This window comes from Mesobacillus sp. LC4, from assembly GCF_053543455.1.
In genome coordinates this window covers 101,053-124,283 of the sequence record NZ_JBGCUB010000006.1, presented here as the reverse complement: position 1 = coordinate 124,283, position 23,231 = coordinate 101,053, and the positions used below count along the sequence as shown (strand labels likewise).

The window sequence follows — 23,231 nt, the reverse complement described above, 5'->3', positions numbered from 1 at the left end:
GGAGGCGAAATAATATGAAAAAAGTGATGGGTTTTGGTGTAGCGGCAGTGTCTGCGGTTTTATTGTTGTCAGGTTGCAATAACATGATTTTTGCGAATAGCGCTAGTGATAATGAAGTCGTTGTCGAGAAGGACAGTGCCAAGGAGCTTGAGGTTGTTCTGAATTTTGGAGCCGGTAAAATGGATGTGGCGGACGGTGCGGGTGAATGGGTTAACGGGAACGCAATCTATGAGCCAGAAAAAATGAAACCTGAAGTTTCCTATGACCTTGACGGGAAGGTTGGCAAGGTGGAGATTTCTCAGCCGGACTATTTTAAAATTGGCAAGATGAAAAATGAATGGGATCTGAAGCTGAATGAGGATGTTCCACTAGACCTTGTCGTAAATGCCGGGGCATCAGACACCAATCTTGACCTGAAGGGATTGCAGCTTTCAAACCTTGAAGTGAACGCAGGGGTTGGTGAAATAACCGTTGATCTCGGAGGAGATTGGAAAGAAAGTTTTGATGGGCGGATTTCATCTGGAGTAGGGCATATGACCGTTATTCTTCCTAAGGATATCGGAGTAAGAGTCAGCGTAGATAAAGGAATTGGCTCAGCGTCATTTGAAGATTTGATTTCAAAAGGTAATGGAACTTATGTAAATGAAGCTTACGAAGATGCAAAAATAAAAATCGATTTGGACGCCGACATTGGCGTTGGTGAAGTAACGTTTAAAACGGAGAGATAATGAAAGCAAGCGAACAGCTACGGGTTTCACGAAATGTGAGACAGCGGAGCCGTTCGCTTTTTCTTGGACTGGGCAGGGAGTTTGAAGGGAGCTTTCCACTATGTATTTCTAAGAACGGTGATGAATCCATCCAAAATCTGATGGCTTATTTTAAACCCTTTGCTTTTGTAAAAATGGAGGGCAGCATCATTCCCGTTGGACACATAGATGAACTGGTCATGAACATCGTGCTGGGAGTCGAGCCATTCCTTTGATTTTTCATAAAGGACGGATCCAATGCCCATGCTGCGGTACCCGTCTTTGATATAGAACTGCGAAAGGCAGCCGACATCATTGCCTTTCACCGAGTCCATGTCAAAGAAAGTAGCAAACTCATTTGAATACACTTCCTTTGGGGATACATTGATATACACGTAACCGACAACTTCATCGCCATCAATCGCGGCTATGATTTGATTGGCTTTCGCGTTTTTAACCGATGGGACCAGTCTCGTTTCAAAGCTCATGCCATCGAAGAGCTCAGGACGAATCGTCGCTAATGATTTCTGGTAGACCATCAACTCGTTGCAGAGATCTTTCACAGTGCTAATCTGCTCTTCAGGTACAAGCTCATAAGTAATTGCCATCATCCAACTTCCTTTCTTTCAGAATCCTTAATCGGATTATACCGCGAAACATCGATTTCTTGATAACCAAAAGGTAATAGACAGCCTATTAATTTTTCTTAGAGATAGCTTGTCATGATTAGGTCACATGGTTCATAAACTCTATCAAAAGGGGGTGTAGAGTTGAACCGTGTTTCCAACAGAGTGGATTATTATCTTAAAGACAAATGTCTCTTAAGTGCCAGCGTAAAGCAGTGGGAGCAATATATTTCTGCCTTGCGGGCCTGCAATACGGTCACGATCAATAAAAAGGAATACATGGTAGATAAAATAAATATGGTTCACGATCCTGCAACCATCGTGCTGAAAGTCAATATTCAGCCATTGAAAGTTTATAACTAAGTATCCTTTATGGATGCTTTTTATTTTTTAAGGATTTCAAACATGAAATTATGGGCACTGCAGAACCTACAGAATTTATATGGGGTATTTTGAATATGTACCCGAAAAGAGCGGGAACCGTGGATTTCGGTCACAAGTTGGAGGAACATGTGCTCGAAAAGAGGAGAAGCCATGGATTTCGGTAACAAGTTGAAGGAACATGTGCCCGAGAAGAGTGGGAACCGTGGATTTCGGTCACAAGTTGAAGGAACATGTGCCCGAGAAGAGTGGGAACCGTGGATTTCGGTAACAAGTTGAAAGAACATGTGCCCGATAAGAGGAGAAGGCAGGGATGTCGGTAACAAGTGGGAGGAACATGTGCCCGAAAAGAGTAGGAACCGTGGATTTCGGTCACAAGTTGAAGGAACATGTGCCCGAAAGGAGGAGGAGCCCGAGATTTCGGTAACAAGTTGAAGGAACATGTGCCCGAAAAGAGGAGAAGCCATGGATCTCGGTAACAAGTTGAAGGAACATGTGCCCGAAAAGAGAAGAAGCTCGGGATTTCGGTCACAAGTTGGAGGAACATGTGCCCGAAAAGAGGAGAAGGCAGGGATTTCGGTCACAAGTTGAAGGAACATGTGCCCGAAAGGAGGAGGAGCCCGAGATTTCGGTCACAAGTTGGAGAATCATGTGCCCGAAAAGAGGAGAAGGCAGGGATTCCGGTAACAAGTTGGAGGAACAACAGAGCTGTATTTATAAAGAAAAGCCGGAACAGCGTTGATCCAGGAGGATGAGCGTTTTTTTGTGGTTGTATGGGTGTGGTGCCGTTGATTTTGTTAAAATATTGGGTAAGGACTTAGATGTTATGAAGTAAAGCGATGGAGGAACTGATGGAGACGAAATCAAAAGCAACGAAACCCTTGGTATATAGAATAGGAATGATCTTGATCATCGCATCTTTTATCGTTTGGGTGATGCCTCTTGGAATTCCCTTTTTGCCCATTTCGGGAAAAATAAAAGCAATCAGTATCACAAGTGCTCTCGTCATGGCAGAGGTTTTATTCTGGGTCGGGGCTTTAATGGTGGGCAAAGAAGCAGCGAGAAAAATTAGGACAGCTATTAACCCGAAGAACTGGAAGAAAAGAAGGAATGGAGGCAGGCAAGAGGATGGTGAGTAAGCGGGTTAGGATTGTTGCAGGGAAGTGAGGAGAAACAATGAATACAAAAAAGGCATTGTATCTTCTGGGTGCAATGGACTTATTGCTTTTCATCATGCATTTGACGGATTACTTCTTTTTATTCTTAAAGCCAACGGGATATATCATTCCATTAACAGTGAATTTTTTGGTGTTAGCAGCAGTCGCCTATCGTTCAACGCAACTTAGAAAAAGGTTGTCGATTGTTGGTATGATCGTCATTTTACCGGTGTTACTGTTCCATAGTTTTATGGTCATGCTATGGGATTATAGCTATACGAAGATTGATTCTCCATGGAACAAGCAATCTATCACGATTGAATACAGACTTTTCTCATTAGGCGAATCGACTTACCAGTACCATTTTTACAAAACAAGGTTTGGGATAGTGGGCAAGCTCCTTGATGAACAATCGATCACAATGGTCATACAAGGTACTGAACATCCAGGGCTGGAGGCCGAAGAAATCCTTGGCGTTGACCGAGCTGAGTGGGTCACCGAAAACACGATACGTTTTCCTGCCTGGCAGGAGATGAAGGAAGTGCATCTTGGTGGTTCCGAATCAGCCAGGGGTGAGAAAAAGAATATAGAAGGAACTGAAAAAGAAATTTTAGAGGAGATCGAAGTTTTCATTGAAAAAGTCGAGAATCAAGAAGACGGCCACACAATCTATGTGAATGGAAACCGGCTGGTCACACGCTATGATGAAGCAGCAGATGAGAGCTGGATTGAGGTAACGAGTGAAGGAGAACAGGGGTCGATACCGCGGCAGCAGTGTACCCGCATCGTACCAGATGAAGAGCGTGGTTATTATATGCTGGAGGAATGTACCCATCGTTGGGAATATCCTTTGTTTCCGCTGGAGAGCTCGTGATGTTAAGCCTATAAAGAAGCTAGGTAGATTATAAAGGGAGTGGGTCTTGTTGTTTGTTGGTCGAATATTATATTTATTGGGGATGGCCTTCGTTTTCTTTAGTATCGTTGTAATCATTATGTCTTTTTTTTCAAATGGCGGCGGAGATCTAGTCATTCCATTATTCGCTTTGCTAAATGGTTTGATTGCCATGGGTGTAGGAGATATTGTGATAGATGTGAATCATCGACAAAGAGTGGAAAAGATGAAGTGAACGGGGACACAGGAACGGTATTGGTGTTTTAGGAAACGTTAGGGACGGGCGAACCGTCCCTTTATGCTTGTCTCCACTTGTTTTGGAAAAACAGGACATTACCAATGATGAAAAAGAGGATGGAGGCGAGAATGAATACTTCCTCGTTTCCAATCTTTCCGATAAAGTAGAACATTGTAAAAGATACGAGTGCAGTCACGATCAAGCTGAGTTTGGGCTTTGTTTTTACATTAAGGACAGCCCATAGAGCTGTAATAGCTGTGATGAAAAACAGAATCCAAGCCAAGATATCACCTCATATGATTTGATATTTATTATTGTACCATATATTAACAGTGAATTCAGTTCACCCTCAGCAGGGAACAAACCAGGCGAAGTCCTCATAGTATAATCAGGTGAAATGTGACCTGCCTGGAGGGAAGAAGTATTATGATGCCTAATGGAATGTATTCACAAGGAGCGCAAAATGGGCCAATGAACGTGGTTGTCGTTGAACCGTTCGTCTATGCTGCACTTCGCAATCTTATTGGAAAAAGAGTCGTCCTGGATACAAAGCGCGGATCTGTCAGTGGAATCGTGAGGGATGCCAAGCCTGACCATGTGGTGGTCCAGGAGCATGATTCCACCTTTTTTGTGCGGATACGTGAAATTGTCTGGATCATGCCAGAGAATTAAAGGGAAGCAAAGGGAATGACGTCCCTTTGCTTCTTTCCGTTTGTGGATTCTTGTCTATACAGAAATCTCTCATCATGAATAGAATAATGAGAGTGTCTTCATGCAAGGAGGTTAGACAAGAATGAAGCCAGGAAAAACCAATCAGACATACTCAAACAGGGTGCTGCGAGCCGAGTTTGATGATTTCTGGAAGACCACTGTGACGAAAAGCGGCTATGTGAAATATACAGCCTTGAAAAATAAAGCAAGAGTGGACCTGATCCTTTCTGATGGTTCAGATAGGATTGCTTTGTTCCCCAAGAATGGGTACGTGCTTGTGGGCAGCGGAGGAACAAGCCACTTTAGCAAGCCGCATATTACGATTATTCCTTAGGTTTTATTTGTAGTCTTTTTTAAGACGTGAAACGCACCTGCGATTGCTAGATAGAGCTAGCATTCGCAGGTGCGATTTTTTTATATTTATAATAGGTGTGGAGTTGGACCCAGTTGCTCAAATTTTCATAGTGTCCCGAAATCAGTGCTTCCGAAACAGGCTGAAAATGGTCACGACCAAAATGACACCGGACAGCACATAAGAAGCGGTGCTGACTGTCGGGTAGGAGGCAGCATTTTTCACACCAATTCCAATAAAGGCCCAGACGAAAACGAGCGGATAGATACGGTCGTCATGTTTATGTTGAAAATAAATGGCCAAGGTTGTAGCAACCACGAGCATGATCAGTGTCCAGGCGACATCCGAAAGACCGAATCCATTCCAGCCGATATCCTTTAAGAAATAGCTGATATTGGCGATAGTGGCGACGCTGATCCAGCCTAGGTAGACAGAAAAGGGAAGGAGATCCCACACAGAATGGTCTTCATTTTTGATGACATGGTAAAGCCTGATGAGAGTCAACAGCAATCCGATCATCACGAAAACCGTCAACAGGAAAAACTCGTAGTGCCATAATAGGATCCAGGCGATATTAAGGACGGAGCTCAGCAGATAAAGCGGTGTGGCCTTTTCGTAAACCGGCAAATCCCTCCTGGAAGCAGGGAACTGCCTGATTGTCCAGATGAACAATAAGATGTAAATCAATCCCCAGATGCCAAAAACATATCCCGCCGGAGTGAATAGCACATCCAGCTTATCCGAAATTTCCCCGGTCGTCTGCCCGTTGATTGGAAGAATATTCGCAAGCGCATTGACCAGTACCACGAGCATTGTGGCAATCAGATTCAAGATAAAACGTCCCATTTCCATCCCCAGCCTTCATTTTAGTAGTTTGTTTATATTATTCCACTTAAGACAAGTGCATAACTACATTTAGCCTTTTGGGCAGGGGATAAACATTTGGGTGTGTTTATGGTGGGAAGCTGTTTTTATAAAAGTTTATTTTCTGCTTAATGTTGGATATTTATGGTAAGGTATATGGGAGGAGGGATTGTGTTGAGATTTAAGATATTTAGAATTCTGCATCTAGTCTTGATGGGTGCTATTACTATACCAATCAGTATTTTTATGGCGGCAGGGGCAATTGGTGAGAACTACACAGACAGCTATTTTGTCGAGCCTGGCTTCTTAGTGTTTATTTTGATCTGGTTAGTTGGTGCCGTTCTTTCTTTTACCAAAAAAGGTGCGAAATTTGGGTTGGTCATTAGTGCATTGCCTCCATTACTTTTCCTGGGGACTATTACTTACACTGTTATTAGTGGCTTTTTTATTTGAATAGTAATGATAGAATGTTTCACGTTCAGGGCTTTTTGCTCTGAGCGTTTTTTTAGGTGGACATCAGGGTTGGTAAGGTCTCATCCCTTTTTAATCAAACGTTTGATTAAGAAGAATACAGTAAACTGTTTTCTCTTTTTTAACAGGATAAATTACTTAATATTGTATCATTTACAATACTGTGTGTCATACACTATAATGAGGATAGGAGTTGATACAATGAGCAATGTGAATGAAATGGTCGATAAATTACTTCAGGAATTGCGCCGGGGCACGATAACGATTGCTGTATTGAGCCAACTTGAAAAACCTCAGTATGGATATTCCCTCGTCACAATACTTGCCGATAAAGGAGTACAGGTGGAGGCAGGTACCTTATATCCATTGCTTAGAAGGTTGGAAAAGCAGGGATTGCTGATTAGTGAGTGGGATACGAATGAAGCGAGGCCCCGGAAGTTTTACTTGCTTAGTGCGTTTGGAAAAGACATTTATATAAAGTTGCTCGATGAATGGAAGAAGATGGCCTCTAGTATGGATGCGCTGATCAAAGGGGGAGGAACGGAACATGGAGATGATTGATAAGTATATTTATGCTGTAACCCACAGGCTTCCGCAGTCTCAGAGAGCAGATATTGCGCAGGAATTGAGGGGCTTGATTGAAGACATGCTCGCGGAAAGGACAAATGGCCATCCTGTTGACCAAGAGGATGTGGAAAGTGTACTGATTGAGCTGGGCCACCCGAAGGATTTAGCTGACAAGTACCGTGGGTCGAAAAGATACTTGATTGGACCTGAGCTCTACCATTCATATATATCTGTACTGAAAATAGTCTTTTTTGCTTTGCTGGTCGCCATGAGTGTCGTGTTCATCATTGAATCAATAATTGAACCACGTTCGGTGATTGAACATCTTTTCGGTTATGTTACGTCAGTGATCAGCGCCAGCATGCAGGCGTTCGTCTGGGTAACGATTGGATTTGCAATTGCTCAATATAAAGGGGTAGCCCCAAATGTTGGAATTGCCGAAAAGAGTGACAAGTGGTCTCCGTCAGACCTTCCGCCAGTTCCTGATCAGAAAAAGCGGATCAAGCGAGGCGAAGCAATCACAGGAATCGTTTTTTCAATCTTATTCCTTGTTTTCCTTCATTCTTCCAACCACGTATTTGGAGTCATGATGTTTGAAGATGGGGAACTAGTAGACGTTATTCCGTTTTTAAACAGTGTCCGCATAGAACAATTCATCAACATCATCTATATCATCGCAGTGATTGGGATTGTAAAAGAAGGACTAAAGCTGATCATCGGAAAATGGACGAAAAAGCTAGCAGTGTATAATTTCATTCTGAATGCAATCACTTTAATCCTATTTTCCTTCTTGTTTAAGGACCAAGCGATCTGGAACCCCGACTTTATGCAGGAATTAAACGAAGTAAGCAGAACCGATTTAAACCAGGATACGTACGAGCTAATCAAAACCATCTGGACGCAATCCAAAACATGGGTCGTGATTGGGTTTACAATCGTTTTGATTATTGATACAATATCCGGATTTTATAAAGCATATTTGAAATGAAGTACCGGGACACGGTGCTTCTTTTTTCTCTCTTTATGGCAGTTTGGGTAATTTTTATGCCATTAAATTTCAATAGTTTGAATATAAGTTAAGATAAAGAGAGTGATCCTTTTTACATAGGAGGTTCTTATGGACGATAAAATCGTGGTCATTACAGGAGCTAACTCTGGTATTGGCAAGGCGGCGGCTATCAAGTTTGCAAGTGAGGGGTACACCGTCGTAATGGCTTGCCGCAACCTTGAGAAGGGCAAGTGTGCAAAACAGGAAATAATAGAATCATCTAAGAATCCACATGTCGACCTACTGCAGCTAGATATTCCTTCATTCAAATCCATCCGTCAATTTTCCACAATGCTTAAAGACAAATATCCTAAACTAGACATTCTGATTCACAATGCAGCCTATTTAAATCATGGAGAGAAACAATACTTGCTTAGCCGGGACGGAATCGAGCTTTCTTTTGCCACGAATACAGTCGGCCCGTTCCTGCTCACAAGAAAATTGATTGGTATGCTTGAAAAATCGGAGGATGCACGGGTCCTTCACTCCTGTACGACGAATATCAGGCATTTTTTCGATCCGAAAAGGAAGATTGAGTTCGATAATCTTCAGGGAGAGTTCAAGGACGAAAGACCATACAGCACGTATAAATTTTACGGCGATACTAAAATGGCGTTGTTGCTGATGACTTTCAAAATGGCTGAAGAATTGAGGGGCCATGGGATCAGCGTCAATGCCGTGCAAATTCCAGCTATTAAACTTTCAAAAGAAACCATAAATAAATTACAGTCAGGCTGGAGATTCGCGGCCAGGATCCAGAATGTGTTCAGCGCACCTCGTGAAGCGATGGCCGACACTTATTACCACATATGCACATCCGATGAGTTCAAGACTGTGACAGGCAAGCTGATCAATGATAAAAGAAAGGTGATGGAGTCCTCACATTATTCTGCAGGACTTACACAGGATATCAAGCAGCTGATGGACCAAAATGTTTACCCGAAATACGCAGATGACCAGGAGAATATCGGGAGAGTCTGGGATCTGTGTGTCAGCCTGACGAGAGATCCTGTAAGCTTGTCGTAGGCCGGCATCTCTATTTAAATGAAACCTTTTCAGAAAATATGCGTACCATTAGATAGGGTCCCAACGCTGATTCCTGGGGAGGCAGGTAATGGTTACAACGATTTTTTTCACAGTGGTTATGTTGATTCCGATCTATGGCTTGTTGATTTGGACCTATTATTGTCCTGAAGAAAGCATCTTGTTCGGCAGTCGATGGATGTATAGAGAGGAGCCGGAGATATCGAGGAAAGCCATTAGGTATACTAAGTTCATAGCCATGGCTTCGATGATTGCAATCCCTTTTGCAGTCGCAAGCATCATCCTTGAAATCTATGTTCTTAGATTAGTATTAGTGGTGATTCCGATTGTGATGATATTTGGAGCTCTTAAAATTTTCACTAATGATAAAGATTAGTAGAACGGCGTAATCCAGGAGGATTTGCGCCTTTTTTGTTGTATTTAAAAGGGGTGCCGTCCCCATCAACTGGATAGTTGAGACAAATAATAACAGGGTACCGAACAAGGTGAACGGTGCCCTTATGCGAATGATTTTATCTCTATAAGGGTACGGAACGAGTTGAACGGTGCCCTTATGCGAGTGAATTTAACTCTATAAGGGTACGGAACGAGTTGAACGGTGGCCTTATGCGAATGATTTTATGTCTATAAGGGTACGGAACGAGGTGAACGGTACCCTTATGCGAGGAATTTTATCTCTATAAGGGTACGGAACAAGGCAAACGGTACCCTTATGCGAGGGATTTTATCTCTATAAGGATACGGAAAAAGATGAACGGTACCCTTATGCGAGGGATTTCATCTCTATAAGGATACGGAACGAGTTGAACGGTACCCTTATGCGAGGGATTTCACCTCTATAAGGATACGGAACGAGTTGAACGGTGCCCTTATGTGAATGATTTCATCTCTATAAGGATACCGACTGGCAACGATACAATGAAGTACGAAAGACAAGGTGGACAATATGGAAGATACTATTAAAATTGAAAAAATGTGCGCAGATGATTGGGAAGAAGTGAGGGCTATTTACCTTGAGGGGATTGCTACTGGACATGCAACTTTCCAAAAGGAAGCTCCTTCATGGGAAGAATGGGATCTCGGCCATAATGCGGAATGTCGGATTGTTGCGCGTTTAGATGGAGCTGTTGTGGGATGGGCAGCGGTAAGCTCGGTATCCAGCAGGACTGTTTACGCAGGTGTTGGGGAAGTCAGTGTGTATGTTAGTCAGAGATATAATGGCAAAGGGATAGGCAGCCTGCTATTAAGGTCATTGATCGAAAAAAGTGAGCAGAGTGGGTTTTGGACTTTGCAGTCTAGTATATTCCCTGAAAACATAGGCAGTCTTAAATTACATATAAACCATGGTTTTCGCGAGGTAGGGAGGCGGGAGCGTATTGGTAAAATGGATGGTGTATGGCGGGATACGATTTTACTGGAAAGAAGGAGCATTATAGCAGGAGAGGGTTAATACTCTCTTAAAAATATTACATTATGATAACATTTCCTTACAAATTCCCCATTCATTCAGGTAATATGGTAGTATGACGGACATGTTGGGTGAAAAGGGGAGATTTTAATGATGAAACGTATTTTAACAGGCATTTTCTTATTGAGCATTGCCGTTCTTGTGCTTGGCGCATGCAGCAATGATAGCTCAAAAGGGAATACTGAGAAAAAAGATAAAGAAGATGTGGTTGCGACTGTAGATGGACAAGGTATTTCAAAGCAGCAATACGAGAAAGAGCTTGAGGCTACAAAAGCAACTTACGAACAACAGGGCATGCCGGTTGATCAGATGGATGACAAGCAGAAGGAAGAACTAGAAAAGTCGGTTCTTGACCAAATGATTAATGCAGAGCTGCTTCTCCAGACAGCAGAGAAGGATGGCATCTCGATTGAAGATAAAGAAATCGATGCAGAACTGGAAAAGATCAAAGGCAACTTCGAGGACGACAAAAAGTTTGAAGAAGCGCTGAAAAAGAATGAAATGACAGAAAAAGAGCTTAAGAGCCAGCTGAAAAAGCAAATGACCGTTAACAAATACCTGGACAGCAAGATTGGCAAGGTAGAAGTAACGGACGAAGAAATCCAGACAAGATATGACCAATATAAAGAGTTAGCAAAAGCCCAAGAGCAAGAGCCTGAAGAATTAGAGAAAATCAAACCACAGCTCGAGCAGCAGGTTATCTCTGAAAAAGAAAATGCGAAAATCAGCAAGCTGGTAGAAGATCTTCGTAAAGAGAATGAAGACAAGATTAAAATCACTAAGGCATAAAGAAAGTTGAATGCTTGTGAAGAGGGGATAGACATTTGTCTGTCCTCTTTTTTAGGTAGGTTTAGTTGGACTTTAGTATATATGAGAGTGCGCACTGTTGGATAAGCAGCTGGTTTATAGAAAACGCGGTAGTTTACTTTCATTTAGTAGGAATTTTTTCTCCCTTTGCAGAATAATTCTATTAATACTATGACACTATTATTTGCGTGCATTTTAAAAAAGTGAATAATAGTAGAGGGAGTTGAACAATGGAGAAAAGAGAGATTTTTACTTTATCGGCATTGGCGTTTTCCATGGGTGTTGTTGTGGGTTTCTTCATTTCACCTGTTAAGAATGGGATGGGCAATAATTCTGGCAATAACATAAAAAATTACTATTATAAAGAGCCTTCAGCGGATGGTGAATGAATTTCAGGGGGACATGGGGAGGGTTCTCATGTCCCTGAAATGGTTGCAAAATAATAAGGCAAACTCTCAGATGGTGATGTATTTGTGATTCATTTTTCTGATTGCGGCCAACCCTAAAGGTGATCACACTTACAAAGTCTCATTATCCTTTAATGTCGACATGAATCTATGGCGATACTTTGCTTTGTTGAGCAATTGTTCAATGTTCTTTAGAATGGTGTGGCGCTCGTTTTGGTTAAGGGCATTCATTAATTGTAATTTCAATTCCTTTAATTTCACTTCTTCTTCTGTAGAAAGATTGCGCTTCATTATGAATCCTCCTCAAGATTAATAGGAAATATCACTAATAGAGTAACTGGAGGATATTAAGGGAATGCAGGTGTTTTATTAAGACTTTTTTAAGTCTGCAGATTACCACACTTAATATGAACTAACATAAAGAAAAGCCTGATCACAATGTGATCAGGCTTTTCTTCCAAGACTGAACTGGTTGGTAATCTCGGCTAATGATCCGGCAAGGCTATTTAGCTTCATGCCGATTTGATCGGTGGTTTCCATCTGGTCAACCTGAGTCTCACTTGCCAAAAGCATTTCTTCTGCGCTTGCCAGGGTTTCCTGTGAGACGGACAGGAAGCTATCGGCTCCCTCTGCTAACTGCGGCAGGGTGTTCTTAAGGTTTTTTAGTTCGCCTTGCACAGAGTGAAGTTTGGTGCTCACGGCAGAAATCCCGTCCATCAGTTCGTCGAAGGACGATTGTGAACTGCCTGCCATTGATAGATTGGTTATGATTTTCGTATGCATCTCATCAAATTCTGCTGTTGCTCCAACCGTAATTTTCTCCATTTTACCGATAGCCTGAGTGATTTCCTCAGCGGTTTTTGCTGATTGTTCGGCAAGGCTGCCCACTTCATTAGCGACAACCGCAAAACCTTTGCCGGCTTCACCTGCGCGGGCTGCTTCAATCGAGGCATTGAGTGCGAGCAATTTTGTCTGGTCGGCAATCGCTTTTACCATGCTAACAAGTTTGGTAATCGATAACGAATAGTCTTTCACCTGATGGACTGTTTTGGCTAATTGTTTGAAATCTGTTTCGAATGAGTGAATCATTGAGATTAGTTCGCTCAGTGTTTTTTCACCATGCAGAGCGGAGACATTCATTGCTTCTGAGCTGCTGAATACACTGTCCATATTCATTACCATGTCTTCAATCATATCTTTCATTTCTGTAAAACTTCGAACGCTTGTCTCTGAGCTTGCGGTAGTTTGTTGTGCACCGGTTTTGACAAGATGGATGGCTGCGACAAGCTGCTGGCTGCTCGCCAGTGAACTTTGAGAAGAATCCTTGAGCTCATTGCCGGTATTTCCTAACTCTTTTGTCGTGGCTGTCAGTTCAGTCACCATTTTCATCATCTGCTCAATCATGCTGTTGTAGCTTTTTTGCAGTGAGTTGATTTCGGGAATAGAGGTATCTATATCAGCAGCACTTTGCAGATGGCCATCGCGGGCCTTCTTCATAGTGTTTCTGAGCTCGTTCAATGGCTTCGTCAGTTTTTTGACAAACAGGCTGATCAAAATCGTTGAAGCTAATAGACTGATCAAGATGACGATGATTGTAAAAAAAGCCATTTCATTAACGGGTTCCATATATGTACTGGTAGGGATCACGATGACATAAATCCCATTGATTTCTTTCATTTCATTAAAAGCAATTGTATAGTCTTGTCCATTGAATGAGGAATGGAACACCCCGTTCCTGGATTTTTGGATGGACTTAATTTGGCTGTCGGAAAAGGTATACTCTGACTTCTTGCTTACATTGAAGGGAGCAGCATCTCCTTCACTAATATAGAAGAAATCAGAAGCAATTCCGTCATCTTTTAGCTTTTTCTGCTGTGAGCGGACATTCGCTTCCAACTGCTGCCTGAAATAATCATCATCACTAATATAGACAAATTTCAGATTCTCGGCTATGAATCCTATTAATTGTGCTTCCCTTAGAAGGCGATGTTCGACCGTTTCGACAGCCATATTCTTCGCTTTCATGTAGGAGCTGACTCCGACAGTGACAACCGAAATCATCAGAAGGGTGGAGAATAAGAGCAGCAAGCGTGTGCCTAGCGTGAAAGAGGAAAACCTGGATGTGAACTTCAAAATCATTACCTCCAATTATGATACTATCGACCTATTACATTCAGTATACCGAGCGATTGTAAAGTGAATGTTAAGGTTTTGTAAGGATACTTTTTCTATTTTTGGAAAAGGGAAGATGGTTTAATGAAGTGGTTTGATGATGCTGACAGTTCCAAGAGCTTCATTTGCTTGGATTTTTGTTGCCAAGACCTTGATATCGAATAAAGAAATTCCTGGGCTTGTCTCAACACTTCCGATATACCTCCATATATCCCCCTTAGAGAGCTCTATCCATGATTAGCCTCATATAATAGCCTATATCTTTAAAATGTTACCGCTTCCATTCACTATCTCGGCCATATGCTCACGAATGCCCCCATATCCCTTGAATGTGTTCCTGAGGATGTTACCATTAATAACGTTGGCAAAAGACGAACGGTATAAAAAGCTTTTTTAAAAAGTGATTGTTCCATCTGTTGCAGACCGACGGATTTACAAGGAGGTATTGGATGTTAGAGCAAGACAGGAAGATAAAAAGAGTTGTAATTAAGATTGGCAGCAGTTCGCTTACGAGCATGCACGGTGAGATCAGCCGCAGGAAGCTGGAGAAGCTGGCGAACCAGATTGTGGCCTTGAAGGATGCTGGCTATGAAACAGCCGTTGTTTCATCTGGGGCTGTAGCGGCAGGGTACCGCAAGCTTGGCTGTATTCAGCGGCCGACTTCATTGCCGGAAAAGCAGGCAGCCGCCTCAATCGGCCAGGGCTTGTTAATGGAATCTTACTCAGAACTCTTTTTATCTCATGGGTATGTCGCTTCGCAGATCTTGATCACGAGAAGCGATTTCGCGAATGAGAATCGCTACAACAACATGAAAAATACGTTGAACGTCTTGTTGGAGAGAGGAATCATCCCAATCATCAATGAAAATGACACGGTCACGGTTGATCGCCTGCGTTTTGGTGACAATGATACATTGTCAGCAAAGGTCGCAGCATTGATTGAGGCCGACCAGCTGATTATCCTTTCCGACATCGACGGCTTGTACGATGATAACCCGAACAACAACCCAGACGCTAAGTTGCTTGATAAGGTCCATGAAATCACTCCTGAAATCGAAGCGGCAGCAGGAGGTTCCGGAAGCGCGGTCGGTACAGGCGGGATGAAGTCGAAAATCTCCGCGGTAAAAATTGCGATGGCATCCGGGATCGATTCGTTTTTAGGGAAGGCCGACAGCAAGGACATCTTGGTAAAAGCAGTGAGTGGAACAGCTAAAGGAACATATTTCAACCAGGACCCCGAAGGCTTCAACCTCGACAACAACCAGCAATGGATCGCCTTCCATTCAGGACCTGAGGGAGAAGTCATCATCCGTCCGGAGTCAAGAACGGCAATCATCGAAGACCGGAAAAACATCCTTCCATCTGACATCCTTCAGGTAAAAGGAAGGTTTGGCGAAGGAGACGTTGTTAGAGTGATGGATGAAAACGGAGATGAGATAGGACTCGGAAGAATCAAATATTCTAGCGGAAAATTGGAAGAGGCACTTATTGAAGAAGAATGTGAACGAAAAGAAGCAATTGAACAGGACACCTTTGTCTGTTCACGGGATTTTGCATTGCCAGTATCAGTTTAAAAATATACAGGAGGCGTTTTGATGACATTGACAATGACTCAAACAACGACAGTAGAGGAACAAGCGATTGCAGCGAAAAAGGCAGCGAAGCAGCTGAGCATCCTTTCCACTGAGGAAAAAAACGAGGCACTGCTGATTCTCGCTGACGCACTGGATCATCATTATGAAGCGATTTTAGCGGAGAACGAAAAAGATCTGCAGAACGGAAGGGAAAAAGGCTTCGAGGAAGCATTCATGGATCGCCTGGCACTTTCACGCGAACGAATCGCAGACTTTGCTGAAGGCCTTCGCCAGGTGGCAGAGCATGCTGATCCAGTCGGCGACGTCCTATCAGACTGGACGCTGGAAAATGGACTCAATGTAAAAGAAATCCGCGTCCCGCTCGGTGTCATCGGCATGATTTACGAAGCACGCCCGAACGTAACCGTCGATGCAGCAGGACTGGCGCTCAAATCAGGAAATGCCATCATTTTAAAAGGCGGATCTTCTGCGCTCTCCTCTAACAAAGCCATCGTCGACATCATGCACCAGGCACTTGAAAACACGAAGGTCCCAAAAGAAGCCATCCAGTTCATTGCCACAGCGGACCGTGAAGCAACACAGCAGCTATTCACGATGAAAGAACATATTGATGTCTTGATCCCACGCGGAGGCGGAGCATTGATCAAGGCAGTCGTTGAAAACGCAACGGTTCCTGTGTTAGAAACCGGGGTAGGGAACTGCCATCTCTATGTAGACGAAGAAGCGGATTCGGAAAAAGCATTGAACATCATGATCAACGCCAAAACAGACCGCCCGGCAGTGTGCAACGCGGCAGAGACACTCGTTGTTCATCAAGCGTGGCTTGAGAAGAACAAAGAGAAGCTTGCCGCTGCATTCCAGGAGAATGGAATCACTGTACATGGTGATGAAGCAGCAGCTTCGGTTCTGCCGAATGTTGTGCCTGCAAACGAGAGTGACTGGGCAGACGAATACCTGAGCCTCGACATCGCACTCAAGGTTGTTAATAATATTGATGAAGCCATCGAGCACATCGACCAGTACGGCACGAAACACTCAGAAGCGATCATTACTGAAAATGCAGTGAACGCAAAGAAGTTCCTTCAGTTAGTTGATGCAGCAGCGCTCTATCATAACGCATCCACTAGGTTCACAGATGGAGGAGCATTAGGATTTGGTGCAGAAATTGGAATCTCAACACAGAAGCTGCATGCCAGAGGACCAATGGGCTTGCCGGCATTGACTACCCGGAAGTATGTTATGGTTGGGGATGGGCTAGTTAGGTAAACAAATTCTTATAAGAGACCCAAGAAATGACGTATGGATTGCCATACGTCATTTCTTGTTTTTTGGCTTAATTAAAAATTAAAAATCCTTTACCTAGATGAAAGTTTAGGTTCAGTTATTGGATGGATAAAAAGAGGTTGATTCCTGCATCGAGAATCGAGGGGACCCCGCTTATTTAAAATAAGAATGTAAATAGCCGGAGAAATTTATCTTAATTAGAAAATAGCTTGGAAAGCAGCTTGAATAGGCGGAGAAATTTCCCTTATTTAGTAAATAGCTCTGAAAATAGCCTAAATAGCCGGAGAGATTCCGACTATTGACTTTAAAAAGTCAAAAATGGAAGGTTTTGCGTTGCATAACCGGAAAGTCTCCGCTTAAATACACCAAAAACAGCTTGATTCTGTATTTAACCGGAAAATCTCCTCTTATTTATTTCTTGATGAAGACATGACATCATATTAGGAATTTCCTCTAACTGGACTTGCTTTGTGGCTGTACGGGAAGGAAGGCCCTTTAAGTTTAAGAAAACAAAAAGTTGAAACTTTTATAGAAGTTTATCGTAAATCATTAGAGGTGACTTTGGTGATTGAACTATTATTTCTCTTTGTTCTGTTATTGCTTACAACACTTGCTCGATATATTGTATTTGATGCATTTGATCCGTTGATGTTTACGGTGATATTGCTGCTTCCTGTAGGGTCACTTGTAATTTATATAATCAGTAAAAGGTTCGCAGAGAAAGAGCGTGCCTATCAGCCGAAAAGTATCGAAGGCTGGTCATTTTACAATATCCAAAAATCATTACCCATTCAGAAACCTCTTTTTAAAGGAACAGTTCGAAGAGGATACATTAAACGGTACTTTCAGCAGAACTGGAAATATATCTTTGGCGATCTTTTCGGTTTTAACTGGTATCTATCTTTAGAAATTGAAATCGATAATGATATATACGATGTACAGTGGTATCGAGAAAAATGGTTCACCCAACAGGATCAATGGAAGATCTATCAAAATGGAAAACTCATTGGCAAAGCCCAAACACAGGTGAATCTGAGGAATGCACTGAAACTAAATGAAGTAATCAAGCTCAGCTTCTTTGACACGACTATTGTGTCTTCAGCAATGACGATCACATCAACCATTTCACTTAACCAAGACAAAGTGCTGCTCGGCACCATGAAACGGAACCATATCATCAGCAATGTACAAGTATTAGAAGTACAAGAAGAAAAACCGGAATACCTTGTCGCGCTGATCCTTCATTCCTATTTTTTCAAAAGTAAATAAATACAGACAAAATTAAGGTCCAGGGACTCACGCAGGTAAAATACTTCTTTATTTGGCTCTTTCGGTTCCCGTTGAGACCCTGTGTCTTGCTTTTTCGACGGTTTGATTTTATGATTTTACCCCGCAGAGACACAGGATTGAAGAACTCTCCAGTGTCTCTGCTTATAGATATCCCTACTTTTTCATCTCTTTAGGAACATCCACAAAAAACCCGTTAATGATTGATTGAAAATTACTCTTCGGACCATTCAGAGCCTCATTGATAATTAGAAGGTCTGTATCCTGAGTTTCTTTCACTTTCAAATTCGCGACTTCATTATTGATGCTCTCCATTTTTTTATCCAGCTCAGCAGCTGAAACGGCTGCGTCCTTTAAATCTTTTTTGATTCTTTCAGGTACTTCTTTATCATATTTATAATAGATTTTATGTTCCAAGCTGGCCCAAAAATCCATGGCAATTGTTCGGATCTGCAATTCCACAAATACCATCTCTACTCGGTCAGACATGAAAACCGGAATTTTAATAATAAGATGGAGGCTCTGATAACCGTTGGGTTTTGGCTGTTTAATGTAATCCTTTCGTTCAACCAACTCTATATCCCTTTGTTTTTCAATCATCTGGCTTATTTTATAAACATCAGTGATAAATGGGCAAATGATTCGGATTCCGGCAATGTCTTTGATGTTTTCCCTGATGGAATCTATCGAAAAGCTAAGGTTTTTCCTGCTCAGTTTTTTGATGATACTCTCGGGAGATTTAATCCTTGAATTGCAATGTTCTATTGGATTGTAGTCGTGGATATGAATGAACTCTTCTTTTAAAATATTGATCTTTGTATTCATTTCATCTAAAGCAAATTTATAGATCAAAGAAAACCTTTTAAGTTCGTTCATCATTTGTTTAGGATGTATTCTATATTGCTGAGCCAATTCTTCCATTTGTATGCTTCTCCTTGTGGTTATAGTTAATAAATCCCCTAGTGGTGAAACGGTAAAAGGGGAAGATACCACTTCTGAATAAATAGCTGTCTATTTTAACTCTCTAGAGGCTGTAAGTGTTTCATTTTCCATTGCAGCCACTGAAAATTGCGTACCTTTCTCGGAAGGAATTGCCGGATTTCCTCCTCGTTATATCCAACTTGAAGTTTCTTTTTTTCAACGATAAGAGGGCTTTTAAGCAGCCGAGGGTGTTCATGGACAAGTTCCAGTAATTCAAATAAAGAAAGTTTTTCAAAATCAATATCCAAGGTTCTATAAGGAAGGGATCTCTTAGAGATGATGTCGTCGGTACCATCGGTTGTCATTCGTAAAAGCTCTTGAAGTTCAGCCACCGTCAAAGGCTCCTCCGCCATATTCCTTTCTACGAATGGTATTTGGTTATTTATCATCCATTGTTTGGCTTTCTTTGTTGATCTGCATCCTAATCCATAAATCGTAACTGTCATTTAACCTGCACCTCAATACGTATCGATTATTTTGGTTTTACTTGTATATTCCTTGTTTCAGTAAACGCATACTAAGTTTAAAGGATTCCATTGCCTCATCATCGGACAAGCCCTTTACGGTTTTTTCAATCAGGTTGTTGAATGCCAGTGCAGAAACCATTTTGAAGATATGTAATAGCTCTTTTTCTGCAGTTGGACTCAGGTATTCCCGATTTATCAATTCCCCGACCTTCTTGAACTCCTCGTTATCAAGCTGTGTATCCCAAATACTTGTAAAGGAACTCTCTACTCGATGTGTTGTGTAGAGCAGGGCATTTTTTAAAAATAGCTTCTCCTCCTCATCTGATAAGGCATGCAAGAAGTAACTCTGAAGTTCGATCACGGCTTCAATCAGATCACCCTGGTGCTTTTCCAGTAAACCGCTGAAATAGAAATTGGCCTTTTTTACTTTATCTTCTAACAAAAAGAAATATAAATCTTCTTTGTCTTCAAAATATTGATAAAAACTTCCTCTGGATACGCCGGCGATTTTGATAATATTGGCTATTGAAGCTTCGAAAAATGGAGCCCTGGCGAATTCGATTTCTGCTGATTCAATCAGCTTTTTCCTTTTAGACTCTGACAAATTAAAGAATGTTTGCTTTGGCATGATGATCACCTCGATTCAGTGATGTGACACGGTGTCATATTATGATTAAATAATATATGACACTGTGTCACTTGTCAATGTTGAATGTGACACATCGTCATATCGGTAAGGCGCTGGGTTTTTGTCGAAGAATAATTCTTTATTAAGAACATTTAGTTGCTTATAATGAAACTGTGATTCTTTTTTTAAAGGGGGAAGGAAATGGCGAAGGTTATTGTTATTTACGATCAGCCGAAGGACCAAGCAGGATTTGAAAAGCATTATTTTGAGGTTCATATTCCGCTTGTTCAAAAGGTTCCAAACTTAAAAGGTGCTGAGGTTCACCGTGTGCTGCAGTCCATGTATACAGATGAAAAATTATACTTGATTGCTGAACTGCAGTTTGAAAATCCAGAAGTCCTGGCACAGGCGCTGGCGACTCCGGAATTCCAAGAAGTGCAGGGTGATGTGAAAAATCTGGTAACTTATCTTAATAAGCCGCCAGTAGTGGCGATTGTGGATTAGATTTTAGCAGTAAAGGGACACGTGGGTGTCCCTTTTATCTTTTAACGATAAGGCCGGAAAGGTACCCTTATGAAGAAGACGAAGCTCACATAAGGATACGATAAGGCCGGAAAGGTACCCTTATGGGGAAGGCAAAGCTCGCATAAGGGTACGATAAGGCCGGAAAGGTACCCTTATGGGGAAGGCAAAGCTCGCATAAGGGTACGATAAGGCCGGAAAGGTACCCTTATGAGGAAGGCAGGGCTCACATAAGGGTACTATTATCGTGGAGGGAAGGCGGAATCTCCCGTGTGTCCTGCTTACAATTCCTTCGTCATGAACACACTATTGTGGTCTTCCACATAATCCGCAAATGGCAGACAGTAGTGAAAACCGTTTTTTTCATAAAGTTTCCGTGCGGGGAGGAATGCCTCCATCGATCCTGTTTCGAGGCTTAGTCTTTTATAGCCTCGTTTTCTGGCCTCGTCAATGATGTATTGAAGCACAGCCCGCGCTACCCCTTTACGAAGATGGGCAGAAGCGGTCCTCATCGATTTGAGTTCACCGTGCTGACGATCTAGCTCCTTCAGTGCCCCACAGCCCATCAATTGATCGCCATCCCAGACAGTCCAAAAGGAAATCTCCGGTTTTTTCAATCCCTCCAGACCCAAGGCATGAATGCTCTCCGGTGGGGAGTGAAGTGTCATTCCATGCAAATGCTCCCCAATTAACGAAATAATCTCAGAACCTGTTAAATCATCGGCTTTAATTTCCATGAAAAAACTCCTCCAATAATGTAGAATCTGGTAAATTAGGAATATCATAACCTGCCGTTAAAAAGAAAGACAACTAGTTTCTTATTATATAAGTCTCGAGAACGATTCCTGAGTTTTATCAACTGTAAACAGCGGTGAAGTGCCCTTGCATTTAACATTTCGCTTTGGAACGAAGTCATTCCTTGATTTGGCCGCCCAGAAAATGTCCAAACTATTTTTCGAATAGGATAAACGTCCTTGTAACACTCATACAACTATCAAATGGTACAAAATTCCAAACGTTTATCCTGTCTAGGTGATATGTTACCCTAAAATAGACTATACCTTTTTAGGGAGTGAAAAATCATGAGCGAACAAATACAAGTTAATTATCTTCAGGATATATCTGATAAGATTCTTTCAAAAAAACAAAGTCTCATTAAACATAAAACTCAGCTAGATTCCCACCAAACGTCTATCAAACTTGATTCCCTGCTGCAAGAGTGGCGTGAAAATATCATTAACATCTATGCGCTTTCTGTTGCAAGTGATTTAGAAACTTCTTTCAGTGTATTGAAGGAATGGGGGCGGGAAGCAGTAGACACTTTAGTAAACTATAACCTACCTCTTGAACTAGCTCTTGATGAAGTCAGAGACTATAGAAATCTTATAGGACACATGATCAAGGACGAAGCGATAGAGCTAAATTTGCCGATAGCTGATTTTTACGAATTAATATCCAACTTTGATGCCGTAGTGGACCGGGCAGTACATTGGTTAAGCATCTCTTACACACGAGTGTTTTATACTCGAATCCATGTAGCTGAAGCCTCAGCGATGGAATTGTCCATTCCTGTGATTAAAATTTCAGATAAGATTGGCGTACTTCCTATAATAGGTGATATAGATACACAAAGAGCTCAGGAATTAATGAACAAAGCCCTGCTCAAAGGCAGTGAGTTATCTTTGGAACATATAGTTATTGACCTCTCGGGTGTTCCAATCATTGATACCATGGTTGCTGACCGGTTAATTAAGGTAGTAAGGGCGTTGTCACTCTTAGGAATTAAGGCTACCCTCTCTGGAATACGCCCGGAAATCGCTCAAACAATGGTGAATTTAGGCGTTGATGTTTCGGACATCCCTGTAACCTCGAATTTGCATATGGCTATGGAAAGGTTACTTAAAGTGAAGATTGCTTAACTTAAGTAAATTCAGTCTAAAAGGTGTAGAGGTTAGTAAAAAAAACAGGGGCGGTGATCAAGTTTCGTAATGAAACACGATCTCCGGCCCTGTTTTTTCGCTGACAAGTCGTGAAAGAGATAGGAAATGTACCCTTATGGGGAGTCCAGAGCCCGTATAAGGGTACAATCAGAGCAGAAATGTGACCTTATGAGGAGTCCAGAGCCCTTATAAGGGTACAATCAGAACGGAAATGTGCCCTTATGGGGAGTCCAGAGCCCGCAAAAGGGTACAATCAGAGCGGAAATGTGCCCTTATGAGGAGTGCAGAGCCTGCATTAGGGTACAATCAGAGCAGAAATGTGCCCTTATGAGGAGACCAGAGCCCGTATAAGGGTACAATCAGAGCGGAAATGTGCCCTTATGGGGAGACCAGAGCCCGTATAAGGGTACAATAAGTGCAGAAAGTTATCCTTATGGGAAGCAAAAGTAGTATTTGGTAATTTAGAATTATCATAACCTGCATAAAAAGGAAGACAACTAGTTTCATATTACATATATTAATTAAGTAGGCTTACACTTCAAAAGTGGAACAACCCTAAGTTTGTAAAGAAGACAA

The 23,231-nt window shown here is 42.0% G+C and carries 29 protein-coding genes and 1 pseudogene; 21 read left to right on the top strand and 9 right to left on the bottom strand.

Going from position 1 to position 23,231, the window contains the following annotated elements:
* Positions 1-14: 14 nt before the first annotated feature.
* On the top strand, positions 15-728 hold the full coding sequence (locus tag AB5I83_RS18385) for a toast rack family protein (protein WP_448977403.1): 714 nt from the start codon (positions 15-17) through the stop codon (positions 726-728).
* 98 nt (positions 729-826) lie between these two features.
* Here AB5I83_RS18385 and AB5I83_RS18380 read toward each other — a convergent pair whose 3' ends face one another.
* The gene (locus AB5I83_RS18380) at positions 827-1,357 is read right to left on the bottom strand and encodes a GNAT family N-acetyltransferase (RefSeq protein ID WP_448977402.1); all 531 of its coding nucleotides are present in this window, start codon (positions 1,355-1,357) and stop codon (positions 827-829) included.
* A 159-nt stretch (positions 1,358-1,516) separates the two neighbouring features.
* Here AB5I83_RS18380 and AB5I83_RS18375 point away from each other — a divergent pair, with 159 nt between their 5' ends.
* The 5 genes from AB5I83_RS18375 (at position 1,517) to AB5I83_RS18355 (ending at position 4,037) form a co-directional block, all read left to right on the top strand.
* Positions 1,517-1,735 (top strand): hypothetical protein, encoded by a 219-nt coding sequence (locus AB5I83_RS18375; RefSeq protein ID WP_167832277.1) that lies wholly within the window; start codon positions 1,517-1,519, stop codon positions 1,733-1,735.
* Positions 1,736-1,906: 171 nt separating this feature from the next.
* Positions 1,907-2,032, top strand: a complete 126-nt coding sequence (locus AB5I83_RS18370) for a hypothetical protein (protein ID WP_448977400.1) — start codon at positions 1,907-1,909, stop codon at positions 2,030-2,032.
* A 572-nt stretch (positions 2,033-2,604) separates the two neighbouring features.
* Positions 2,605-2,892 carry a transporter suffix domain-containing protein gene (locus AB5I83_RS18365; protein ID WP_448977398.1) on the top strand — a complete coding sequence of 96 codons (288 nt, stop codon included), beginning with the start codon at positions 2,605-2,607 and terminating at the stop codon, positions 2,890-2,892.
* A 37-nt stretch (positions 2,893-2,929) separates the two neighbouring features.
* Complete coding sequence (locus tag AB5I83_RS18360; RefSeq protein WP_448977396.1) at positions 2,930-3,784, top strand: hypothetical protein; 855 nt, start codon at positions 2,930-2,932, stop codon at positions 3,782-3,784.
* Between the two features lie 49 nt (positions 3,785-3,833).
* Positions 3,834-4,037 (top strand): hypothetical protein, encoded by a 204-nt coding sequence (locus AB5I83_RS18355; protein WP_448977394.1) that lies wholly within the window; start codon positions 3,834-3,836, stop codon positions 4,035-4,037.
* 61 nt (positions 4,038-4,098) lie between these two features.
* Here AB5I83_RS18355 and AB5I83_RS18350 read toward each other — a convergent pair whose 3' ends face one another.
* Positions 4,099-4,323: a hypothetical protein gene (locus AB5I83_RS18350; RefSeq protein ID WP_448977392.1), complete on the bottom strand. Its 225-nt coding sequence runs from the start codon at positions 4,321-4,323 to the stop codon at positions 4,099-4,101.
* A 143-nt stretch (positions 4,324-4,466) separates the two neighbouring features.
* Here AB5I83_RS18350 and AB5I83_RS18345 point away from each other — a divergent pair, with 143 nt between their 5' ends.
* Both AB5I83_RS18345 and AB5I83_RS18340 read left to right on the top strand, forming a co-directional pair.
* On the top strand, positions 4,467-4,712 hold the full coding sequence (locus tag AB5I83_RS18345; protein WP_448977390.1) for a YuzF family protein: 246 nt from the start codon (positions 4,467-4,469) through the stop codon (positions 4,710-4,712).
* A 121-nt stretch (positions 4,713-4,833) separates the two neighbouring features.
* A complete protein-coding gene (locus AB5I83_RS18340; protein WP_448977388.1) occupies positions 4,834-5,085 on the top strand; it encodes a hypothetical protein in 252 nt (83 codons plus the stop codon).
* A 141-nt stretch (positions 5,086-5,226) separates the two neighbouring features.
* Here AB5I83_RS18340 and AB5I83_RS18335 read toward each other — a convergent pair whose 3' ends face one another.
* Positions 5,227-5,949 (bottom strand): TspO/MBR family protein, encoded by a 723-nt coding sequence (locus AB5I83_RS18335; protein ID WP_448977386.1) that lies wholly within the window; start codon positions 5,947-5,949, stop codon positions 5,227-5,229.
* A gap of 192 nt (positions 5,950-6,141) precedes the next feature.
* Between AB5I83_RS18335 and AB5I83_RS18330 the strand changes: the two genes are divergently transcribed.
* The 8 genes from AB5I83_RS18330 (at position 6,142) to AB5I83_RS18295 (ending at position 11,761) form a co-directional block, all read left to right on the top strand.
* Positions 6,142-6,420: a hypothetical protein gene (locus AB5I83_RS18330; RefSeq protein WP_448977384.1), complete on the top strand. Its 279-nt coding sequence runs from the start codon at positions 6,142-6,144 to the stop codon at positions 6,418-6,420.
* A gap of 219 nt (positions 6,421-6,639) precedes the next feature.
* Positions 6,640-6,999: a PadR family transcriptional regulator gene (locus AB5I83_RS18325; RefSeq protein WP_448977382.1), complete on the top strand. Its 360-nt coding sequence runs from the start codon at positions 6,640-6,642 to the stop codon at positions 6,997-6,999.
* Positions 6,986-7,993, top strand: a complete 1,008-nt coding sequence (locus AB5I83_RS18320; RefSeq protein ID WP_448977380.1) for an HAAS signaling domain-containing protein — start codon at positions 6,986-6,988, stop codon at positions 7,991-7,993. Before AB5I83_RS18325 ends, AB5I83_RS18320 begins: the two co-directional genes overlap by 14 nt.
* A 129-nt stretch (positions 7,994-8,122) precedes the next feature.
* Positions 8,123-9,079, top strand: coding sequence for an SDR family NAD(P)-dependent oxidoreductase (locus AB5I83_RS18315; protein ID WP_448977378.1), 957 nt, complete (start codon positions 8,123-8,125; stop codon positions 9,077-9,079).
* An 88-nt stretch (positions 9,080-9,167) separates the two neighbouring features.
* Positions 9,168-9,473, top strand: a complete 306-nt coding sequence (locus tag AB5I83_RS18310; protein ID WP_448977376.1) for a hypothetical protein — start codon at positions 9,168-9,170, stop codon at positions 9,471-9,473.
* Between the two features lie 570 nt (positions 9,474-10,043).
* A complete protein-coding gene (locus AB5I83_RS18305) occupies positions 10,044-10,547 on the top strand; it encodes an N-acetyltransferase family protein (RefSeq protein ID WP_448977374.1) in 504 nt (167 codons plus the stop codon).
* Between the two features lie 108 nt (positions 10,548-10,655).
* Positions 10,656-11,354, top strand: coding sequence for a SurA N-terminal domain-containing protein (locus AB5I83_RS18300; RefSeq protein ID WP_448977373.1), 699 nt, complete (start codon positions 10,656-10,658; stop codon positions 11,352-11,354).
* A gap of 248 nt (positions 11,355-11,602) precedes the next feature.
* Entirely contained in the window at positions 11,603-11,761 is a 159-nt protein-coding gene (locus tag AB5I83_RS18295; protein WP_448977371.1) for a hypothetical protein, read from the top strand.
* Positions 11,762-11,890: 129 nt separating this feature from the next.
* On the opposite strand, the gene AB5I83_RS18290 is transcribed toward AB5I83_RS18295, so the two are convergent.
* Positions 11,891-12,070, bottom strand: coding sequence for a hypothetical protein (locus tag AB5I83_RS18290; protein ID WP_448977369.1), 180 nt, complete (start codon positions 12,068-12,070; stop codon positions 11,891-11,893).
* A 153-nt stretch (positions 12,071-12,223) separates the two neighbouring features.
* Positions 12,224-13,918, bottom strand: coding sequence for a methyl-accepting chemotaxis protein (locus AB5I83_RS18285; protein WP_448977367.1), 1,695 nt, complete (start codon positions 13,916-13,918; stop codon positions 12,224-12,226).
* 482 nt (positions 13,919-14,400) lie between these two features.
* Between AB5I83_RS18285 and proB the strand changes: the two genes are divergently transcribed.
* From proB to AB5I83_RS18270, 3 genes and pseudogenes are all read left to right on the top strand, one after another.
* Positions 14,401-15,525, top strand: a complete 1,125-nt coding sequence (gene proB, locus AB5I83_RS18280) for a glutamate 5-kinase (RefSeq protein WP_448977365.1) — start codon at positions 14,401-14,403, stop codon at positions 15,523-15,525.
* 15 nt (positions 15,526-15,540) lie between these two features.
* Positions 15,541-16,812 (top strand): annotated as a pseudogene (locus tag AB5I83_RS18275) (glutamate-5-semialdehyde dehydrogenase); the annotation flags it as partial.
* 582 nt (positions 16,813-17,394) lie between these two features.
* Positions 17,395-18,099 (top strand): hypothetical protein, encoded by a 705-nt coding sequence (locus AB5I83_RS18270; RefSeq protein WP_448977363.1) that lies wholly within the window; start codon positions 17,395-17,397, stop codon positions 18,097-18,099.
* A 174-nt stretch (positions 18,100-18,273) separates the two neighbouring features.
* On the opposite strand, the gene AB5I83_RS18265 is transcribed toward AB5I83_RS18270, so the two are convergent.
* The 3 genes from AB5I83_RS18265 to AB5I83_RS18255 form a co-directional block, all read right to left on the bottom strand.
* Positions 18,274-19,038, bottom strand: coding sequence for a GTP pyrophosphokinase (locus AB5I83_RS18265; RefSeq protein WP_448977361.1), 765 nt, complete (start codon positions 19,036-19,038; stop codon positions 18,274-18,276).
* Positions 19,039-19,133: 95 nt separating this feature from the next.
* The gene (locus tag AB5I83_RS18260; RefSeq protein ID WP_448977360.1) at positions 19,134-19,544 is read right to left on the bottom strand and encodes a Spx/MgsR family RNA polymerase-binding regulatory protein; all 411 of its coding nucleotides are present in this window, start codon (positions 19,542-19,544) and stop codon (positions 19,134-19,136) included.
* A 37-nt stretch (positions 19,545-19,581) separates the two neighbouring features.
* Positions 19,582-20,193, bottom strand: a complete 612-nt coding sequence (locus AB5I83_RS18255) for a TetR/AcrR family transcriptional regulator (protein ID WP_448977358.1) — start codon at positions 20,191-20,193, stop codon at positions 19,582-19,584.
* Positions 20,194-20,394: 201 nt separating this feature from the next.
* Here AB5I83_RS18255 and AB5I83_RS18250 point away from each other — a divergent pair, with 201 nt between their 5' ends.
* Complete coding sequence (locus AB5I83_RS18250; protein ID WP_226647297.1) at positions 20,395-20,697, top strand: EthD family reductase; 303 nt, start codon at positions 20,395-20,397, stop codon at positions 20,695-20,697.
* A 299-nt stretch (positions 20,698-20,996) separates the two neighbouring features.
* Here the strand turns inward: AB5I83_RS18250 and AB5I83_RS18245 are convergent, their stop codons facing one another.
* The gene (locus AB5I83_RS18245) at positions 20,997-21,452 is read right to left on the bottom strand and encodes a GNAT family N-acetyltransferase (protein ID WP_448977356.1); all 456 of its coding nucleotides are present in this window, start codon (positions 21,450-21,452) and stop codon (positions 20,997-20,999) included.
* A 345-nt stretch (positions 21,453-21,797) separates the two neighbouring features.
* Here AB5I83_RS18245 and AB5I83_RS18240 point away from each other — a divergent pair, with 345 nt between their 5' ends.
* Positions 21,798-22,634 (top strand): STAS domain-containing protein, encoded by an 837-nt coding sequence (locus tag AB5I83_RS18240; RefSeq protein WP_448977354.1) that lies wholly within the window; start codon positions 21,798-21,800, stop codon positions 22,632-22,634.
* Positions 22,635-23,231: the final 597 nt, after the last annotated feature.

What these genes read in the sequence shown, in the direction of transcription:
- AB5I83_RS18250 (WP_226647297.1), top strand. Translation starts at nt 20,395, where the DNA reads ATGGCGAAGGTTATTGTTATTTACGATCAGCCGAAGGACCAAGCAGGA.
- AB5I83_RS18380 (WP_448977402.1), bottom strand. Translation starts at nt 1,357, where the DNA reads ATGATGGCAATTACTTATGAGCTTGTACCTGAAGAGCAGATTAGCACT.
- AB5I83_RS18315 (WP_448977378.1), top strand. Translation starts at nt 8,123, where the DNA reads ATGGACGATAAAATCGTGGTCATTACAGGAGCTAACTCTGGTATTGGC.
- proB (WP_448977365.1), top strand. Translation starts at nt 14,401, where the DNA reads ATGTTAGAGCAAGACAGGAAGATAAAAAGAGTTGTAATTAAGATTGGC.
- AB5I83_RS18245 (WP_448977356.1), bottom strand. Translation starts at nt 21,452, where the DNA reads ATGGAAATTAAAGCCGATGATTTAACAGGTTCTGAGATTATTTCGTTA.
- AB5I83_RS18285 (WP_448977367.1), bottom strand. Translation starts at nt 13,918, where the DNA reads ATGATTTTGAAGTTCACATCCAGGTTTTCCTCTTTCACGCTAGGCACA.
- AB5I83_RS18385 (WP_448977403.1), top strand. Translation starts at nt 15, where the DNA reads ATGAAAAAAGTGATGGGTTTTGGTGTAGCGGCAGTGTCTGCGGTTTTA.
- AB5I83_RS18325 (WP_448977382.1), top strand. Translation starts at nt 6,640, where the DNA reads ATGAGCAATGTGAATGAAATGGTCGATAAATTACTTCAGGAATTGCGC.
- AB5I83_RS18255 (WP_448977358.1), bottom strand. Translation starts at nt 20,193, where the DNA reads ATGCCAAAGCAAACATTCTTTAATTTGTCAGAGTCTAAAAGGAAAAAG.
- AB5I83_RS18335 (WP_448977386.1), bottom strand. Translation starts at nt 5,949, where the DNA reads ATGGGACGTTTTATCTTGAATCTGATTGCCACAATGCTCGTGGTACTG.
- AB5I83_RS18365 (WP_448977398.1), top strand. Translation starts at nt 2,605, where the DNA reads ATGGAGACGAAATCAAAAGCAACGAAACCCTTGGTATATAGAATAGGA.
- AB5I83_RS18265 (WP_448977361.1), bottom strand. Translation starts at nt 19,038, where the DNA reads ATGGAAGAATTGGCTCAGCAATATAGAATACATCCTAAACAAATGATG.
- AB5I83_RS18295 (WP_448977371.1), top strand. Translation starts at nt 11,603, where the DNA reads ATGGAGAAAAGAGAGATTTTTACTTTATCGGCATTGGCGTTTTCCATG.
- AB5I83_RS18300 (WP_448977373.1), top strand. Translation starts at nt 10,656, where the DNA reads ATGATGAAACGTATTTTAACAGGCATTTTCTTATTGAGCATTGCCGTT.
- AB5I83_RS18305 (WP_448977374.1), top strand. Translation starts at nt 10,044, where the DNA reads ATGGAAGATACTATTAAAATTGAAAAAATGTGCGCAGATGATTGGGAA.
- AB5I83_RS18345 (WP_448977390.1), top strand. Translation starts at nt 4,467, where the DNA reads ATGATGCCTAATGGAATGTATTCACAAGGAGCGCAAAATGGGCCAATG.
- AB5I83_RS18370 (WP_448977400.1), top strand. Translation starts at nt 1,907, where the DNA reads ATGGATTTCGGTAACAAGTTGAAGGAACATGTGCCCGAGAAGAGTGGG.
- AB5I83_RS18290 (WP_448977369.1), bottom strand. Translation starts at nt 12,070, where the DNA reads ATGAAGCGCAATCTTTCTACAGAAGAAGAAGTGAAATTAAAGGAATTG.
- AB5I83_RS18360 (WP_448977396.1), top strand. Translation starts at nt 2,930, where the DNA reads ATGAATACAAAAAAGGCATTGTATCTTCTGGGTGCAATGGACTTATTG.
- AB5I83_RS18320 (WP_448977380.1), top strand. Translation starts at nt 6,986, where the DNA reads ATGGAGATGATTGATAAGTATATTTATGCTGTAACCCACAGGCTTCCG.
- AB5I83_RS18260 (WP_448977360.1), bottom strand. Translation starts at nt 19,544, where the DNA reads ATGACAGTTACGATTTATGGATTAGGATGCAGATCAACAAAGAAAGCC.
- AB5I83_RS18240 (WP_448977354.1), top strand. Translation starts at nt 21,798, where the DNA reads ATGAGCGAACAAATACAAGTTAATTATCTTCAGGATATATCTGATAAG.
- AB5I83_RS18310 (WP_448977376.1), top strand. Translation starts at nt 9,168, where the DNA reads ATGGTTACAACGATTTTTTTCACAGTGGTTATGTTGATTCCGATCTAT.
- AB5I83_RS18340 (WP_448977388.1), top strand. Translation starts at nt 4,834, where the DNA reads ATGAAGCCAGGAAAAACCAATCAGACATACTCAAACAGGGTGCTGCGA.